Source organism: Xanthomonas sp. NCPPB 2250 (assembly GCF_056725265.1).
In genome coordinates this window covers 4,729,309-4,745,088 of record NZ_CM161520.1, presented here as the reverse complement: position 1 = coordinate 4,745,088, position 15,780 = coordinate 4,729,309, and the positions used below count along the sequence as shown (strand labels likewise).

The 15,780-nt window shown below is 63.6% G+C and carries 16 protein-coding genes; 12 read left to right on the top strand and 4 right to left on the bottom strand.

Annotated elements, in window-relative coordinates:
• Positions 1-2 precede the first annotated feature (2 nt).
• A complete protein-coding gene (locus AC1PMG_RS19425) occupies positions 3-839 on the bottom strand; it encodes a DNA adenine methylase (RefSeq protein ID WP_481109934.1) in 837 nt (278 codons plus the stop codon).
• Between the two features lie 398 nt (positions 840-1,237).
• Between AC1PMG_RS19425 and AC1PMG_RS19420 the strand changes: the two genes are divergently transcribed.
• Both AC1PMG_RS19420 and AC1PMG_RS19415 read left to right on the top strand, forming a co-directional pair.
• Entirely contained in the window at positions 1,238-1,837 is a 600-nt protein-coding gene (locus AC1PMG_RS19420) for an XAC0095 family protein (RefSeq protein ID WP_481109933.1), read from the top strand.
• Between the two features lie 47 nt (positions 1,838-1,884).
• The gene (locus AC1PMG_RS19415) at positions 1,885-2,658 is read left to right on the top strand and encodes a hypothetical protein (protein WP_481109932.1); all 774 of its coding nucleotides are present in this window, start codon (positions 1,885-1,887) and stop codon (positions 2,656-2,658) included.
• 237 nt (positions 2,659-2,895) lie between these two features.
• Here the strand turns inward: AC1PMG_RS19415 and AC1PMG_RS19410 are convergent, their stop codons facing one another.
• Positions 2,896-4,977 (bottom strand): XVIPCD domain-containing protein, encoded by a 2,082-nt coding sequence (locus tag AC1PMG_RS19410; RefSeq protein ID WP_481109931.1) that lies wholly within the window; start codon positions 4,975-4,977, stop codon positions 2,896-2,898.
• A 21-nt stretch (positions 4,978-4,998) separates the two neighbouring features.
• A complete protein-coding gene (locus AC1PMG_RS19405) occupies positions 4,999-5,790 on the bottom strand; it encodes a hypothetical protein (RefSeq protein ID WP_481109930.1) in 792 nt (263 codons plus the stop codon).
• Between the two features lie 209 nt (positions 5,791-5,999).
• Between AC1PMG_RS19405 and AC1PMG_RS19400 the strand changes: the two genes are divergently transcribed.
• The 6 genes from AC1PMG_RS19400 (at position 6,000) to AC1PMG_RS19375 (ending at position 10,756) form a co-directional block, all read left to right on the top strand.
• A complete protein-coding gene (locus AC1PMG_RS19400; protein WP_481109929.1) occupies positions 6,000-6,497 on the top strand; it encodes a hypothetical protein in 498 nt (165 codons plus the stop codon).
• A gap of 81 nt (positions 6,498-6,578) precedes the next feature.
• Positions 6,579-7,241 (top strand): hypothetical protein, encoded by a 663-nt coding sequence (locus tag AC1PMG_RS19395; protein ID WP_481109928.1) that lies wholly within the window; start codon positions 6,579-6,581, stop codon positions 7,239-7,241.
• A 253-nt stretch (positions 7,242-7,494) separates the two neighbouring features.
• Positions 7,495-7,791, top strand: coding sequence for a hypothetical protein (locus AC1PMG_RS19390; protein ID WP_481109927.1), 297 nt, complete (start codon positions 7,495-7,497; stop codon positions 7,789-7,791).
• 258 nt (positions 7,792-8,049) lie between these two features.
• Positions 8,050-8,730: a hypothetical protein gene (locus AC1PMG_RS19385; RefSeq protein ID WP_481109926.1), complete on the top strand. Its 681-nt coding sequence runs from the start codon at positions 8,050-8,052 to the stop codon at positions 8,728-8,730.
• Positions 8,731-8,915: 185 nt separating this feature from the next.
• Positions 8,916-9,695 carry an SPFH domain-containing protein gene (locus tag AC1PMG_RS19380; RefSeq protein WP_481111714.1) on the top strand — a complete coding sequence of 260 codons (780 nt, stop codon included), beginning with the start codon at positions 8,916-8,918 and terminating at the stop codon, positions 9,693-9,695.
• 140 nt (positions 9,696-9,835) lie between these two features.
• Positions 9,836-10,756 carry a hypothetical protein gene (locus AC1PMG_RS19375; protein ID WP_481109925.1) on the top strand — a complete coding sequence of 307 codons (921 nt, stop codon included), beginning with the start codon at positions 9,836-9,838 and terminating at the stop codon, positions 10,754-10,756.
• Between the two features lie 177 nt (positions 10,757-10,933).
• Here the strand turns inward: AC1PMG_RS19375 and AC1PMG_RS19370 are convergent, their stop codons facing one another.
• Entirely contained in the window at positions 10,934-11,902 is a 969-nt protein-coding gene (locus tag AC1PMG_RS19370; RefSeq protein ID WP_481111713.1) for an alpha/beta hydrolase, read from the bottom strand.
• Positions 11,903-12,015: 113 nt separating this feature from the next.
• On the opposite strand from AC1PMG_RS19370, the gene AC1PMG_RS19365 reads away from it, so the two are divergent.
• From AC1PMG_RS19365 to yjjJ, 4 genes are all read left to right on the top strand, one after another.
• Positions 12,016-12,984, top strand: a complete 969-nt coding sequence (locus AC1PMG_RS19365; RefSeq protein WP_481109924.1) for a polysaccharide deacetylase family protein — start codon at positions 12,016-12,018, stop codon at positions 12,982-12,984.
• A 97-nt stretch (positions 12,985-13,081) separates the two neighbouring features.
• Positions 13,082-13,285 carry a hypothetical protein gene (locus AC1PMG_RS19360; protein WP_481109923.1) on the top strand — a complete coding sequence of 68 codons (204 nt, stop codon included), beginning with the start codon at positions 13,082-13,084 and terminating at the stop codon, positions 13,283-13,285.
• Between the two features lie 213 nt (positions 13,286-13,498).
• The gene (locus tag AC1PMG_RS19355) at positions 13,499-14,134 is read left to right on the top strand and encodes a DUF2076 family protein (RefSeq protein ID WP_267082139.1); all 636 of its coding nucleotides are present in this window, start codon (positions 13,499-13,501) and stop codon (positions 14,132-14,134) included.
• A 209-nt stretch (positions 14,135-14,343) separates the two neighbouring features.
• On the top strand, positions 14,344-15,720 hold the full coding sequence (gene yjjJ / locus AC1PMG_RS19350) for a type II toxin-antitoxin system HipA family toxin YjjJ (RefSeq protein ID WP_481109922.1): 1,377 nt from the start codon (positions 14,344-14,346) through the stop codon (positions 15,718-15,720).
• Positions 15,721-15,780: the final 60 nt, after the last annotated feature.

The following is a 15,780-nucleotide window of genomic DNA, read 5'->3' as shown; positions in this document are numbered from 1 at the left end:
CTTTAGATATTTGAGGTAATAATTATTTCTTCAAAACGACGCCTGCTGGCGCCGTCCGCTGATATTTGTGAGAATCTGGAAACGGAGCGTGTCAAAAAGTCCCAGCTCGAATAAAGTGAACGGACAGAGTGGTGGTTTGCATTGGTGGCTACAATCTTGGCGCCTCGTGCTGCTGCACGCTTAAGAGCCAGAGCTAGCCGCTCTTGGTCCGTCCAAGAAAAAAGCACTTCGTTGTATTTAATAAAGCCGTTTAAGTTATGTCGAACTGTATATGGCGGGTCTGCAAAAATCAGATCGTCCTCGCCTGCCTCGTCGATGATCTTTTCAAAGTCGCCAAGACGTAGTTCTGCTTTAGAGAGTAGTTTTGACAATGTTTTGAAGTCATCGGTTTCCATCAAGACGGCGTCCTTGCTTCCGCGTGGGACGTTGAACTCACCACTCTTGTTGACGCGGTAAATGCCGTTGAAACAAGTTCGATTGAGGTAGATCATCCGAGAAGCGCGTGGCACAAGCTTTTTGGGCTTGCGCGCTCTGGTCTCGTAGTAGTGATCTTCACTCAGATCATGTGCGCGTTGATGAAAAGATAAGCTTTTCTTCAAGCCAACCCAGTTATCCCTGACTGCTTGATATGCTGCGATCAGGTCGGGATTTAGATCGTTGAGCACCGCGTCATGCGGTTGGAGGTAAAAAAACACTGCTCCGCCACCCAGGAATGGCTCAAAATAGCGACGATAGTGCTTCGGAAAAATAGCTCCGTGTTGATAGACGAACCAGCGCTTGCCACCAGCCCACTTTAAGAATGGGCTCACGGCTTCCCTTGTTGTTGTTCCTGAATCCATTACACCTGGCTCGCTTGTCCGCCGGCTCCTTACAGGTAGCTAAAGTTAACAGGTCTTGGTTCTGTGATGGTGGACAAGTTGGGCCGATATCTGTAGTGGGCTCCATCCACTCGTAGACAACAGCTTTTATAAGACTTGACAGGTTGCAGCTCGGGCTGCACGCTCATCAATAAGGAGCGTCGAAACTCCTCTAAGAGCGGTACCCACCTCCGATAAACCGGTGGGTTTTTTGTGCCCGGAGTTCGGGTGCAAGCCGACGCGATGCCTGCGTCGGGAGGGCGGCTAATACAACACCCTTCGGGGAAATACGCCCGCCGGCTCTTAGCGGTTTCGAACCTCCCGACTACCCGTCCGCCATGCGTGGCGGACGGCCCCCTTCATGGAGCGAGGAGGCAACGATGGCGCACGACCGTTTGGACGACGACGACATGCCCGGCTATTTCCTGCCGGAGGACAGCCAGTTCCGCCTGGCGAAGCTGCGCGATCACGTGCGCTTCCTGGTCCGGCTGGCACAGCCACGCACGCAGGCCGAGGAGCGCGCCGCCGAACCCAAGGTGCGCATGGGCGAACTGGCGCTCTGCCTGGAACTGTTGGCCGAGCAAGTAGACCTGGTGCTGGACGCGCTGTCCTATCCCGCCCAGTGGACCGACACGACGCGCGGCACCTGGCCCGATTCCACTGTCCAGGCAGCGCCGGACGCCGGCAGTGGCACGTTCCGCGTGACGCAGCAGCAGATCGACAGGCTCATGCAGCTGGCCGAGACCGTCTCGGCCAACGCCCAGATAGTGGCGGCCGGCGATACGGCCGAGCATGCTGGCCAGACGCTGCCGGAAGTGGGCACCACGCTCTGCGCTGCAGCGAACGACGTGCGGGAACTGCTGCTGCAGATCGCACACCAGCCGCTGCCCGAACCACCGTCGAACTACGTCCGCGAAGAGCGGGCGGTCTATGCGCTGGAGTCGACCGCACAGTCCGCAAGCGGCGGGCGGCTGCATTGATCCGACATCGAATGAAACGATATCCAACACGCGCCACTGCTCTAGCGATGGCGCTTTCCTTGCTGACGGCCTGCACCTCCATTCAGGTGCCACCCGCCAATTTAATTGCCAAAGAGGGCGCGCACGCGACGGCGGTATCGAAGTTTGGACCGGTGTTCGTGGTCAGGACGGTGAGCGTGTTGCCTGGTAGCTCGCGCGCTGCCGGAAAGTTCACTGTTCTCGACGAATGTCGCAGCGGAAAGCTGCACGTCGACCTGCGACAAGAGGAAGGTGCGGAGCCCTATGCTGCACCCGGCTGCGCCGCAGTGCTGGCGGCACTGCAGTACGCCGTCGCATCTTCAAAATTGCCTGGCGTGGAGTTGAAGCTGACCGTGGATCTGGTCACTCCCGGTCGGCAGCTCATTGCCCGCACGTCATCGCTGGCGACGGCGGCCAGCGCAAGCGCGCGCTATGCATTTGCACTAGACAAGGACAGTGACCTGACTGCCGCGAATGTCATCTCCACGACGGCACACGAAACATTTCACCTGCTGCGTGGCCTCAGCGGCGCGACGTCTGAGATGCAAGAGGAAGAACGCCTGGCTTACACGATGGGCGCATGCACGCAACTGCAGGCACTGGGATGGGTGCGGAGCAAGGATCTACCTTCGATTGCCCTCGCTCCCCACGTCAAAGGCGTCTCGGAAAGTGTCGCGACATCCAATACCGTGGGTCTTGCGGTGACGAAAGAGTTGATGCCGTTCTTGCGCAATGGTGCGGTGACCAAAGCATCGCAAGAAGGCGAAGCGATGCAGCAGTTCTGCCTGAAAGCCCTTCGCTGAGGCGGCAGTGGCGTCGCCATACTGTGGTCGCTTGTAGTTCCTGCGAACTATCCCAACGCTTGTGCGTCGGTCAGAGGTGTCATCCGAGCCGTTCAGCCATGCAGAACCGAGTGGTCGTCACTATGCGAACCGATTTTAGCGCGGACACGAAGGACAAGTTTCCAGACGGTCCCGCGGCTGTGCCGCCAGTGCAATTGGAGCTTTACCGACGATGCGACCGCGCTCAGCGTATGTCGCTCACACCGTTCTGGTAGCTGTGTCCTGCGCCCGCTGCTGCCGTTGAGTTTCATCCTGTTGCTGCGCGATCGCCTGTTGTTGGTTGAGTGCCAATGTTTGCTGCGCGGTTTCCAGCAGTGGCGGCGATGGTTGTGAAACTTCCACCACGCCACGGAAGCCGGGCGTCGTCCCGTTCACCACAAGACGGTCTCCCAACATGTGCACACTATCAATCTTGGAAGCGTCCGCTATGCCATCCTGCTTCGCTGCATAAAGCGCCTTTGCCACCACGTCGTCCGAAAGATGGGCGGGTGTCGCGCCTCGGATCTTGTCAAACATCTGCCGATCCTCGGGCGGTAGCAGCGCCAATGCCTGGCTTTGCTCGGGCGTTCGCTCGGCCGCTGGTGCGTTGCTGGCGTAATGGGACGAGCGCGCTTGTGACCACTGCGCGGCATAGGTTTCCATGCTTCCCGACTGAGCGCTTTGCGGATCCACATTCACACGTTTCTCGGATTCGAAGGCGTTGTAGCGCGCGACCCCCTGCACCTGGCCATCGGCTCGCATCTCGACGTTGGTGATGCCTTGCTTGCTTCGTTCCGCTTCTACCAGCAGTGCAGCGGCTACCTTCTCGCTGTGCGGTCCATGCGGAATGCTTTGCCCATCTTCCATGCGGTGGACCTCGCCGAGTGTGCGCTGAAATGCCGCGTTTCCGGGATGCGCGGGATCGCGCAGGTCTGTCGGCAATAGTGGCGCTGGGCTGGATTCAATGGCACCTTGTCGTTGACCACCGCGCTCTCCCGTCCCCGGGAGCGGCGCCTGCTGCACAGGTGTGGGTGGTGCCTGATCGACCGGGCCCGTTGCTGGTTGCGGCGGACGCAAGACCGGTGCGTTCGGATCCAGGTGGAGCAGCCGATCGGTTGCGCCGTTGCGGTTGATGTTGAGATCGACGGTGCCGTCTCGGTTATTGACGCGCGTGAGGTCCGCACGATTCACGTCGCTCCAAGCGCCGCCGATATAGGCCTTCCCCACTCCGTTCCCATCCATCACGACGAAGTCGTCGCCCGAGGCGTACAGGCTGGTGGACTGCGGCCGGGGACGCCCCTGACGATCAGGGACGTTGTAGCCGTAGGCTCCGCCTTGGTCTAACGCTTCGATCAGCGCAGGGGCATTGCTCTTCTGCAGGAACAGGTTTTTGACCGTCGTGTACTCCGCGTTGAGATTCGGCCTTGCTGCGTCCTGCCCTGTCTGCGTGGGGTTGACCAGTGGATTGGCTAATACGTTCTGCCATGGTTGATGTAGCGGGCTGTGCGCATCCGCATTGCGCAAGGCGTTGAAGACATCTGTCGCCTCAAGAGCGTGCGCAGCGCCGGTCTCGATGTAATCGGGCTCGGTTCGGCTTCGCCCACCACGATTGGGCAGAAATCCATTGACGACCGTTTGGGCGTCTTCCGCGCTGGTGATCGTTCCTTTGCTGATGCCGTCGATAATCCTTGGGTAATAGCGCTCCCCGCCTTGGTTCTCCAGCTTCAGCACGATGGTGGCCAGTTTGGCCTGCTCGTCCAGTGTCGCGCCTTGGTAGAGCGCTGTCTCTCGGAGCTGGTTGACCCCGCTACCGGGCCGCATCAACAAGTTGACCTGGGCAGTGTCACGCTCGTGGACGTAGGTGAGGCCCGCATCCGAAGTGAGGAAGGTGTCCAGGTGCGATTTGACTGTCGCGTCCAAGGCCCGACCTTGCTGGGCCGTGATCGTGCGCCCGTTGCGACCGAGGTCGCTGGCTGTTTGGGTTTGCTGCGCTTCGGTGAGCACCCAATCCGGATGGGTTCTGCTCGCCCAGGTCTGATAGGCCTCCACTAAGGACGCGGCCACCTCGGGGTGCTGGCCCAAATCCGTTTGCAAGGTGCCGATGGAATAGCCGCTGTTTCCTACTGGGGTCATCACCCCGTTGCGAACATTGCCGGCGAAGGAGAGTTGATAGGAGACGTTCTTCCCGCTATCGCCTCCTTCCGATCCAATGCCCACGCCAAAGTAGGCCAGTGCCCGCAGCTCCGAATCCGTCAGTGTGGTCGCCGGCGGCGGCGTGGTGCCCTCATTCCCTTCTGCCATGACACTCCCTCGCGTTGGGGACTACTTCTTCGTTGCGCCTTTGCGGCACAAGCCGATGTTGGTTCTCGCTGCGCGCACGATCGCCAGGTAGCGGTCTGCCAGCATTGGTGTCCATCCTTCCACGGCCGCATCGTCGTCCTTTGCGGCGTCCTCAGCATACTTGTCGAGTGTGGCCAGGCACTGCGCATACAGGCCATTCTTGTACTGGGTGATGGCTAGATCGTTACGAATGGCGCCTTCGTCTTCCCATTCCAGCGTAGGCAGGCAATTCGGCACGACTGGCGACAAGATGGCGAGCGCCGCCTTGTAGTCTTTCGCGTCATATAGACGCTTGAAGGTCGTCCGTGTGCGGTCCAACTCGTCCCGGCCGCAGCCATCCTTGACCCGCAGGTAGGGGGCCTCGAAATCCCCGTTGTAGCCGCAGAAGGTCTTGCATTCGGCGGGCGTGGCGGCTGCTACATCAATGCCCTGCGGCGTATTGGCGAACTTCACCTGGCAGTTGGGTTGGCCCTTTTCCCCCTTGGCGATGCCGGTGTGTCCTTCTATGGCGCCATTAAGCTCGCACACGTCTTCCCCCGTGGTGCTTTCCAGGGAGAAGGTCAATGCTCCGTTCTGCTGCTTGATCAGTAGGCGACCCCATCCCTTGTCAGTGATGTATTCGCCCGGCTGCAGTGGATTGTCGGGCGCGACTTGGTGCGCCGCTACGGCAGGGTGCTCATTGCGAGCCGCTGGTTTGGGTGCAGCGGCCGGCGGTTGTGCGGAACAGGCCGCCGTGGACAGCGTGGCGATCGCGGCGCAGACCAGCCAGGTCATCTTCAGAGGACGTGTTTTCGCCATATCCTTTCGCCGATCCTGTCTTCCCTGCTGCTCTTTAACGCGCGATGCGGCTACGCGTCAAGTCGGTGTGCCCCTGCGCAGGCTGGCCTGCGGGTGGATATCTGGTGGGAGGCCGGTGGAGCGCCGTGAACTCCGTTGCTATCTTCGCTGCCTATGAGCCGCAGTCCATGCTCAAGGAGTGATCGATGGTTAAGCAATATCGACGCATGCCGCGCTTGTGCCTGGTCGCCTTGTTAGTGGCGATGGGATTGATGACCTCAAGTGCCGGCTCGGCTTACGCAAGGAAGTCCACTACATTCTCAGGCGAGTGGGGCTATGCCAAGAGATGCGACTTGGGCCATTATCTGGGCCTGCATCTGCGGCAGCATGGCGATCGCGTCACCGGAGATTGGAGCGAGGGAACCAACGCGCACGGCAATGATGGGCAATTGCAGGGGGAAGTACGCGGGGGCACGTTGTATATCCGCTACTGCAGCGAAGATGGAGGAAAAAGCTACGCCGCATGCCCCGCGTTCTCAGGGCCAGAAGATCGGTTCCGGCTACAAAATGGACTGCTTGTTCGCTATCGGAAGTATGGTTCCGGTTATCGGCGCGACGTTGCGCTTCATCCGAGTGCCGCAGGGAAGGATGTGCCTTTCGATCAAGAATGCATGGATCAAGAAGATTGGCCCGACCAGCCCTGACAATTCCTTGGCCCGAAGCAAGCAGCGTCCCTGCGCTAGCATGAGAGTGCAGTTCCGCGCTTCCATGAAGTAAGCATCGAGATGAATTTCATGGCGAAATCGAAGCAAGCGCTTTGCATGGTCTTCATCGCCGCGACGTTGCAACTGACAGCATGCCAGCCCGAATCGGCTCAATCAGTGGCGTCCACCCAGGCGCTCCATCGCAAGGAGGTGCCTATAGCGAGGACGACCGTGCCGCTAGTCAGGAAGCTCAGTCCGCAACTCCTGTCTGATACCATCACACTCGATTTCGCTGTTCCTCCCCAGGAGGATGATCCTGAGCCGCCGATCTTCATCGGATTGCGGGTCGCTGCTGCAGAAGGGGAGGCTGCAGCGGCCAAGGTCGATCGCCTGCGCGATGCCGGCGTGACCGCTCAGTTGCACCTCTATCGATTGACAGAGACAGGCGAGCAGCCGGTGGTATTGCAGCGGAGCGAAGAAATAGGGCGTACCGAATATCGAGTCGTGGCCTTGGGCCGCGATGGGCATGTGCCACGTATCTTCGCGGCAGATGCGGACGTCACAACGATGGAAGCGGCGGGGTTGATTGCTCCGAATGTCACCTACCGCGAATTGGACATGGCTTTTATACGGGACACGCCGCCCGGCCGATACCGGGTGTCCGTCCGCTTCGAGGGTAACGTCGGTGCCCTGGAGGAAGCCGGATCGGAACTGTTGATCGCCTTCACGAGAAAGGCGAAATAGGCGCACGCCTGACGATGGCCCGTGGCAGGCTGGCGATAATGAGGGAGCGAATGCTTTGGGCAAAGTGGCGAGAGTGCGGTGGTGGTTGGGACTGATCGCCTTCTCCTTGGCTGGATGCGCCAACGTCTCTATCAATGACGTCTTGGCCACAGGCGCTAGAGATGCTGTCTGTACTCAAACCACCGATTGGGATAGTGGGGGAGCGTTGCCTGCGCAGCAGATCACGCCAACCATCATAGGGAACGAGGTGGGGGTGACCTATCATTTCGACCTGCGAGGAACGGGCGGTTTGCGGTCGCTCGATGCCAGTTGTGGGGCGGGCAGCTACGCCGAGTGCAACTTCACTGCACATCGGCTGGACGACACGGCGTACCAGTTCTCCGAGCTCTCTACGTTTGGTCTTTGGCAGGTGCAGGGTCGCTTGTATCTGCTGTATCGCATCGCGTCGCCGAAGAACGACACAGCGTCCCGCAAGCGCCGGTTGGTGGAGTTGGCCGAGCCACCCGTGGAGATCTGCAATCAGATCGGCGATTACTCGGACGTGATGTAGATGCCCTGCCGGATCGACAGGTTGCCTATGCTCATCCTTCCCGCTGCATCATCAGGGCCACAGGGCGCTGGGCAGCAGCGGCCTCTAGGCCACGCGCTCAGAGAGCGGATTTCGGTGCGCGTTGATTCGGTCATTGGGTTGCAGCACAACGTGCGCAGGTGCAGATGGACGGGTCTGCTGGCCCTGCAATGCTTCTGGATGGCACTCATCTGCACGCAAGCGCTAGCGGCAGATGCACCACACATCTCGGTCGAGGGAATGAACAAGCACAGCGCCATCAATGGGATGGGCCTGTTCCTGACACGTTCTCAGGTCGCGACGCAGGGGCGCGCGCAGCTCGTGCACTTCGAAAAGCGCATCGTCTGCAGCGATCGCCGCATCAAGGTGGCCTTTGCCAAGGGACTGGAGCGCGCGCCTGAGCGGATCTGCCGCGTCGCCTCCGAGGCGCTCGCGTTGGTCAGCGCCCAGTCGCACGTTCAGAACATCGCCATCACGTTGCTCGTCGTGCCCAGCCGGGTGGACTACCAGGCGACCTTCTACAGGGTGGGCAGAGGGCCGAAGCTCGTCCTAGTCGCCCCGGTGCTGCAGAGCGAAGAGGCGACGCTGGCCAACATCGCCGATCTGGTGGCGCACGAGAGCTTCCACGTGGGCATGTTCGCCGCTGGCGACGTGTCGCTGGCTGGGAACGAATACGCCGCCTACCACTACGGGCTGTGCGGGCAACTGGTGGCATTGGGACATCTGGAGCCTTCTGCGCTGCCGGGCTTCGGCATGGCGTCGGACGACCCGCATCTTGTCGATTCATCCGAGAGCGCCGAGCGTGTGCGCACTGAGGTGCTCCAGGCCTTCGGCGATCTTCCTATGACGAGGGAAAGCCCCGCCGGTGAGGCGTTGATCGCACAGTGCCGCGCGATAGCGCCTGCCAGTTCGAAGCACTGAGCCTGACGTCTTCTGGGCTTCAGCACGCCGGCGTCAGCCTTGGGCGCAGGACGCGGCGCGAGAGGAGTGGCGCCTGGCTGGCGCCAGCAGACAAGCAGATGTCTTGCACCCCCACGATGCGCTAGCATCCCCCGCACACGACGGCGCGCGGCGCCGTCCTTCAGGGGACATCGATGAAACTTTCCATGCTGGCCGCCGCCATGGCGGCCTTGCTGTGCGGCTGCACCGTGGTCTCGCCCGATCCGGGGCAGCAGGCGGTGCTGGTGGACAAGCCGTTGCTGTTCGGCAAGGGCGGCATCCGCCTGGACGACGTGCGCGATCCCGGCCGCACCTACACGTGGATGACGACGTCGGCGGTGTACGTGGATACCACGCCGCAGACGGTGCAGGTGGCGTTCGACGACTTCTCGTCCAGCGACAACATCCTGTTGGACTTTTCCACGCAGATCCAATACCGCATCACCGCGCCGGCGCGTCTGCTGTCCGGCTTCGGCCAGGACTGGTTCAAGAACAACGTCGCCAGCCAGTACGCGGCGATCGTGCGCGACCAGGTCAAGCGCTACGACATGACCCGGATGATGAGCGACCCGGACACGGCGCGGAAGATCGACGACTCGGTCACCGAGAACGTGCGCGCCCTGGTCAAGGAGCAGGGCCTGCCGATCCAGATCCAGAACATCACCCTCGGCCGCGCCCGCCCCAATCCCGACGTGCTGCAGCAGATGAACCTGACCGCCGCGCAGCAGCAACGCGTCAAGACCCTGGTGGAAGCCACCACCGCCGAGCGCCAGCGCGAGCAGGAGCAGGTGGCCAAGGCTGATGCGGACAACGCCTACCGCAACCGCATGGGCCTGACCCCGGAGCAGTACCTGGCCAGCCAGATCGCCGAGATCAATGCCGAAGCCTGTGCCAAGGCGCAGGCCTGCTACATGGTGCCGTCGGGGACGTCGGTGATCGCCAAGTAGCACCGCTTTACAGGCGAGCTTGGCCCGCCGCATGCCGCTCGGTCGCACGCTGCACGTTGGCGCTACGGCGCGCGGCAGCGGTTGTCGCCGTGCCGCGGGTCTGCCACTGTGACGGCCCTGTCCTGCGAGGAGATCCGCAGATGGAGCCCGCCCCGTTCCCAGTGTCGCAGCGCCCGCCGGCAACGCGCCTGTTCGCCCTGTTGGCACGCGACGCCCGCACCGGCGTGATCTTCCGCCGCGGGCCGAGCAAGCAGGTGCAGCTGATCCACTGGGATCTGCGCGACGACACCTTCGTGCACGGGCAGTGGTTCAAGGGCCGCATCTACGAACGGCGCTGCGATCTGTCGCCGTCGGGGCGGCTGCTGGTGTACTTCGCCTCCAAGCAACGCGGCGCTTTCGGCACCTGGACGGCCTTGTCGCGGCCGCCGTTCTTCACCGCGCTGGCGCTGTGGCCGAAGGGCGACAGCTGGGGTGGCGGCGGGATGTTCGAGGACGAGCGGACCTTGTTGTTGAACCATCGGCCCCGCGACGCGCGCGATCCCTTCCCGATGCCGAGCGGCTTCCAGTTGCCGCACCATCTGCAGGTGCGGCCGTTCGGCACGCATTCGGGGGGCGGCGAGGACGAGCCGATCGATGGCGTGTTGCGCGAACGCGCCGGCTGGCAGCTGCGCGATGACGGCGAGGGCGAACGTGGCGGGCTGCGCAGCGGCACGCTGTTTCGCTTCCGCCGCCCTCGCGTGCGCGAGAAGTCGGGCGCCAATGGCCGCCGCCTGCAGTCGCTGCTGCATGCGGTCGGCCAGGACAATCATGCGTGGTACGGCCTGGATCACCGGGTGCTGGACCGCGATGGCAACGTGCTGGTCGACTTGCCGGGCAGCGACTGGGCCGATTGGGACGGCGGCGACCTGGTGTTCGCGCGCCATGGCGGGCTGTATCGCCTGCGCAAGAGCGACTTCGGCGAGGTGGCGCAGCGGGGTGCGCAGGCCTTCCGGTTGCTGCACGACTTCAGCGGCGCACGCTTCGCACCATTGGCGCCGACGGCGGACGCGCTGAAGTATTGAGCGGCCGTTACGCCGCGCCTACAGTAAACCGCCGCGAACAACGCGTCGCTCAATGGAGGCGTAGCTTTAGTAGACCTTCGACAGCGGCCTGCGCGCACCTGTAGGAGCGGCTTCAGCCGCGACAAAGCCATCCGTGGAGATGCGGCATGCGCCCAGCCAGCGGCATGGGCGCCACACTCACTGCGGCGGAACACCGAGCAGGAACTTCAAGCCATGGGTGAGTCCACGTGGCGCCACACTCAGGTGATCCTCGTCGGCGAGCACATCCAGTTGCAGGCGCAGCGACGGATAGTGCCGCCCACGCAAGGTCTGCACCATCTGCTGCGCGTCGGTCACCATGTCGTAGCGCTTGCCGTAGCGGCGCTGTTCGTACTCGCCGACATACATGTAGACCTGTGCCGGCAGATCGCGGTGACTGGAGGCGAAGCGCGTTTCCTCGGCGCGCATGGCATGCGCGCCGAACCAGTACGACGGGCTGCCCAGAATGTAGCCAGAGAATAATTCTGGCGTGTTCAGAAGAATCTGCGTGCCGAGCAGGCCGCCGTACGAATGGCCAAGGAACAGGCGTCGGGCTTCATCGGTGCGGTAGCGATGCGCGACGAAGGGCAGCACCTGATCGCGCAAGTAGGCAATGTAGGTGCTGGAACCTCCGTGAGTGGCACCGGCGGCCGCAACATCGCCGGCCTCGGTGGTGGGCGTGTAGTCGCGGCGCCGGCTCGGCATCGGCTCATCGCCGAGTGCATACGACAAGCCGACCAGGATGAAGTCCTCGATAGCCGGTCCTTCGCCGTTCAAGCGCCGCGCGATCTGCCGCGCCACCGGAAACGCATAGTCGGCGTCGGTGGCGTACAGCACCGGGTAGCGCCGCTCGGGATGGTCGGAATAGCCGGCAGGCAGCGCCACGAACACCTGATAGGTGCGGCCGGACACGGGATCGGGGACATCCCACATCTCGGTCCCGACCAGTTCGTACGGCGCACCGCTGCCGCGCTGACCGCCGACCTGCGTCGCTACTGCGCGTGCGGGAGGTGGCACCGGTTGCGCGCTGGCCTCCTTTGTTGCCGCCGCTGCCGCGGGTGCCTGCGCCGTGTTCGTGCACCCGGCGAGCAGCAGGCACGTCCAGATCAGCCAAAGCGCTTTCCTCATTCCGTCGTTTCCTGATGTTGTGTCGCCGCGCGGGTACGGATCTTGCACATGGTGCCATGTCGGCGGTGGCGACGATCCGTATAGACTGGCGTCCCAACTCCCGAGGGCGTTCGATGAAACTGCTTCGCCGCCTGCTGCTGCCGGCCCTGCTGTGCGTCGCCGCATTCGCCCAGGCCCAGGACGACACCCGCCGCATTGCGGTGACCATCGACGACCTGCCGTGGCAGCGCATCGAGCAGACGCCGCCTGCCCAGTTGCCGGCGCTGCATGCGCAGTTGATGGCCTCGCTGCGGCAGGCGCAGGTGCCCATCGTCGGCTTCGTCAACGAGGACAAGCTGGAGCAGGACGGCCAGGTGCAGCCGCAGCGCGTGGCGATGCTGCGCGATTGGCTGGACGCCGGTTATGCGCTGGGCAACCACACCTACGGCCACGTGAACCTGCATCAGGTGGGCGTGCCGGCGTACGAGGACGCGATCGTCCGTGGCGAGCGGACCTTGCGGCCGTTGCTCGCCGAACGTGGCCAATCGCTGCAGTGGTTCCGTCATCCGTACCTGGCGACCGGCCGCAGCGTCGCCGATCGCGAGGCTGTCAACGCGTTCCTGGCTGCGCACGGCTACCGCATTGCGCCGGTTACCGTGGATAGTGGCGAGTGGGTATGGGCGTTCGCCTACGCGCATGTGCTGGACGAGCCGCCAGGCCCGGCCCGCGATGCACTGCTGCTGCGCCTGCGCAAGGGCTACGTGCCGTACATGCTCAACAAGCTGGATTTTTTCGAGCGCGAATCGCAGGCGCTGTTCGGCCGCCGTATCCCGCAGGTGTGGTTGATGCACGCCAACGCGCTCAATGCCGCCGCCTTCCCGGATCTGGTCGCGGCCACGCGCCGTCGCGGCTACGCGTTCATCGGCCTGGAGGAGGCGCTGCGCGATCCGGCCTACACCCATGCCGAGGGCTACACCGGCCCCGGCGGCATCAGCTGGCTGCACCGCTGGGCGATGGCCGAGGGCAAGCCGAAGGGCTTCTATGCCGGCGAACCTGTGGTGCCGCGGTGGGTGTTCGCGCTGGCTGGGGTGGATTCGGAGTAGCGCAGGCGTGCAACTGCCGGCGCGTCCCGGCAGGCCTTCACCATCCACGCACGCGTGGCGAGATCACGATGGCGCCTCTCCGCTCATCCTGACGCCCATGCCCTCGTCCAAGACGCCTCCGTGGAAGAAGCCGAATCCGCGCGGTCAGCGCAGTCAGCCTTTGTCGCCTTCGCAGAAGGCGGCCGCGCGACAGCGGGCCGATGAGAACGGCCGTCCGTATCCGAACCTGATCGACAACATGTGGGCGGCGCGGCTGCCGCATGCGACGTCCTCCTGCAGTTCGGACATCGACGAGGAATAGTCAGGGCGTCTGCGCTTGGATTGGGGCGTACATGGCGCGCGTTGTCGGAAGAATGTCGGAGTTCGCCAGTGCGGCAACCGGTCTGGTTGTTCTGGCGCGTGCGATTGATGAATGCCGATACACCGGAGCTCGGATGCACCCTTGGCCTGCGCCGGGCGATGCCCATACCGTGCCGTGCCGGCACTGGGCCGGTCATCGCATCCAGGTACGGGTATGACTCCGCAAGAACAGCAGCTTCTCGAAGACTTCCTGGCGCGCCTGCGCAGCGCCGGCGGGGTGGCCAAAGATCCGCAGGCCGACGCGTTGATCCACGCGCGCCTGGCCGATCAACCCGATGCCGCGTATCTGCTGGTGCAGCGCACCCTGCTGCTGGAGCACGCGCTGGAGGCCGCCAAGGCGCAGATCGCGCAGCTGCAGCAGGCGGCCACGCCCCCGCCGCCGCCGGCCAGCTTCCTGGGCCAGGGCTTCAACGCGGCGCCGCCGCCGTTGCCGCCAGCGCCTGCCGCCGCAGGCGTCGCGGGGGCCGGCGCGCCCGGCTGGCGCGAGCGCTGGTTCGGTGGCGGTGCCGCGGCCGCGGAGCCGACGCCGGCACCGGCCGCCGCGCGTGGCCCCAGCTTCCTCAGCACCGCGGCCACCACGGCGGCCGGCGTGGCCGGCGGCATGTTCCTCTTCGAGGGCGTGGAAAGCCTGCTGGGCGGCCACCACGGCGGCGGCCTGTTCGGCGGCGGCGCGCCGCAGGAAACCGTGGTCGAGAACATCACCAACAACTACTACGACGACACGCCGCAGCAGGACATGGGCCAGGACTTCCAGGACGACGGCGACTTCGGCAACGACAACTGGACGTAGCCTCGTCGCTTGCACTTCTGCCGGATCGGTCAGGCGAGCGCCTGCAGGGCGCTCGCCTCAGGTTCGGAAGGCCGACTATCCATTGCTTCAAGTATCTATTCAAAAAAGCAGTCACCAGCAGACCGGTGTCGAGGTAATGGTCAAATAAGACAGCTGCTTACAAGTCTAGTTCTCTTGACTATCTATTCATAAATCTATTCAATCCGGGAATGAGCGAGGCCCGGCTACGCGATCTGATTGCCCTTCTGCGCCATGAGGGGACGGCGACGGCGCCTCGTATTGCAGCGGCGCTCGGTGTCAGCCAGTCGACGGTCTCGCGTCTGCTCAGCGCCGCCGGCGATCAGGTGCTACGAATCGGCAAGGCACGTGCCACGCGCTATGCGCTCAGCCGCACGCTGGGCCGGGCAGGTCGGCGCTGGCCGCTGTTCCGTCTGCGTCCTGACGGTCGCGCCGAGACGCTTGGCGATCTCCATGCCATGCACGGCGATGGATTTCTGTTCGTTCCGCAGAACGCGCGACCGGTCCTGATGCATGGTGAATTCGCCGATGGCGTGTTCCCGGGGCTGCCGTGGTTCCTGGACGATCAGCGTCCGCAAGGCTTCCTCGGCCGTGCATTCGCACGGCGCGTCGCCGAAGACATCGGCGCGCCGCAGGATCTGCAGCGCTGGCAGCCTGACGATGTCGTCCTGTCGTTGCTGCGGCATGGCGACGATCAGCCCGGCGACCTGGTCATGGGTGAGTTCGCTTTGCAGCGTGCGCAACAGTCCGCCCTGCAGCCGGCTGATGCGCTGGAGAAGGCGCAGCGATCCCAGCATTATCCGCAGCGCGCCGATGCCGTCTTGCGTGGCGAGGCGGTGGGCTCGTCGGCAGGAGGCGAACAACCGAAGTTCACCGCAATCCTGCACACGGAAGGCGGCTACACAGCGGTCATCGTCAAGTTCAGCGAGCGTGCCGGCACGCCGGCCGCGCAGCGTTGGAGCGACCTGCTGCGGTGTGAGCACCTGGCCAGCGACGTCCTGCGTGCGCACGGCATCGCCGCCGCCGAGAGCGAACTCCTCGAGAGCGACGGTCGCGTGTTCCTGCAATCGACGCGGTTCGACCGCACGCCTGTGCTGGGACGGCGCGGCTTCGTCTCGCTGGCCGCGTTGGATGCGGCCTACTTCGGCCATGGGCGCATCGACTGGTGGTCGTTCGCACCGCAACTGCAGCGCGAAGGCTGGCTGAGCGACGCAGATGCGCAGCGCCTGCGTGTGTGCGGTTGGTTCGGCGCACTGATCGGCAACAACGACATGCATCTGGGCAACGCGGGTCTGATGCTGGACGATGCCTTGCCGCTGGCCTTGGCGCCGATCTACGACATGTTGCCGATGGCGTTCCGTCCTGCGGCCAGCGGCGAGGTGGTGGAGCGCGCCTATGTGGTGCCGTTGCCGACACCGGACCAGCGCGACGACTGGCGCGCAGCGGCCGGCATGGCGGTGACGTTCTGGGAGCGCGTCATCGAGGGCGCGCACATGTCTGCGGCATTCCACAACATCGCGCGGGATGCGCTGGCGCAGCTGACCCGCGCCGTGCCGCGGATAGGTTGAGCGCCCTCTCACTGCGTTAAACGCCCCGACACACGGCACTCACGCGGGCCGGACATACGA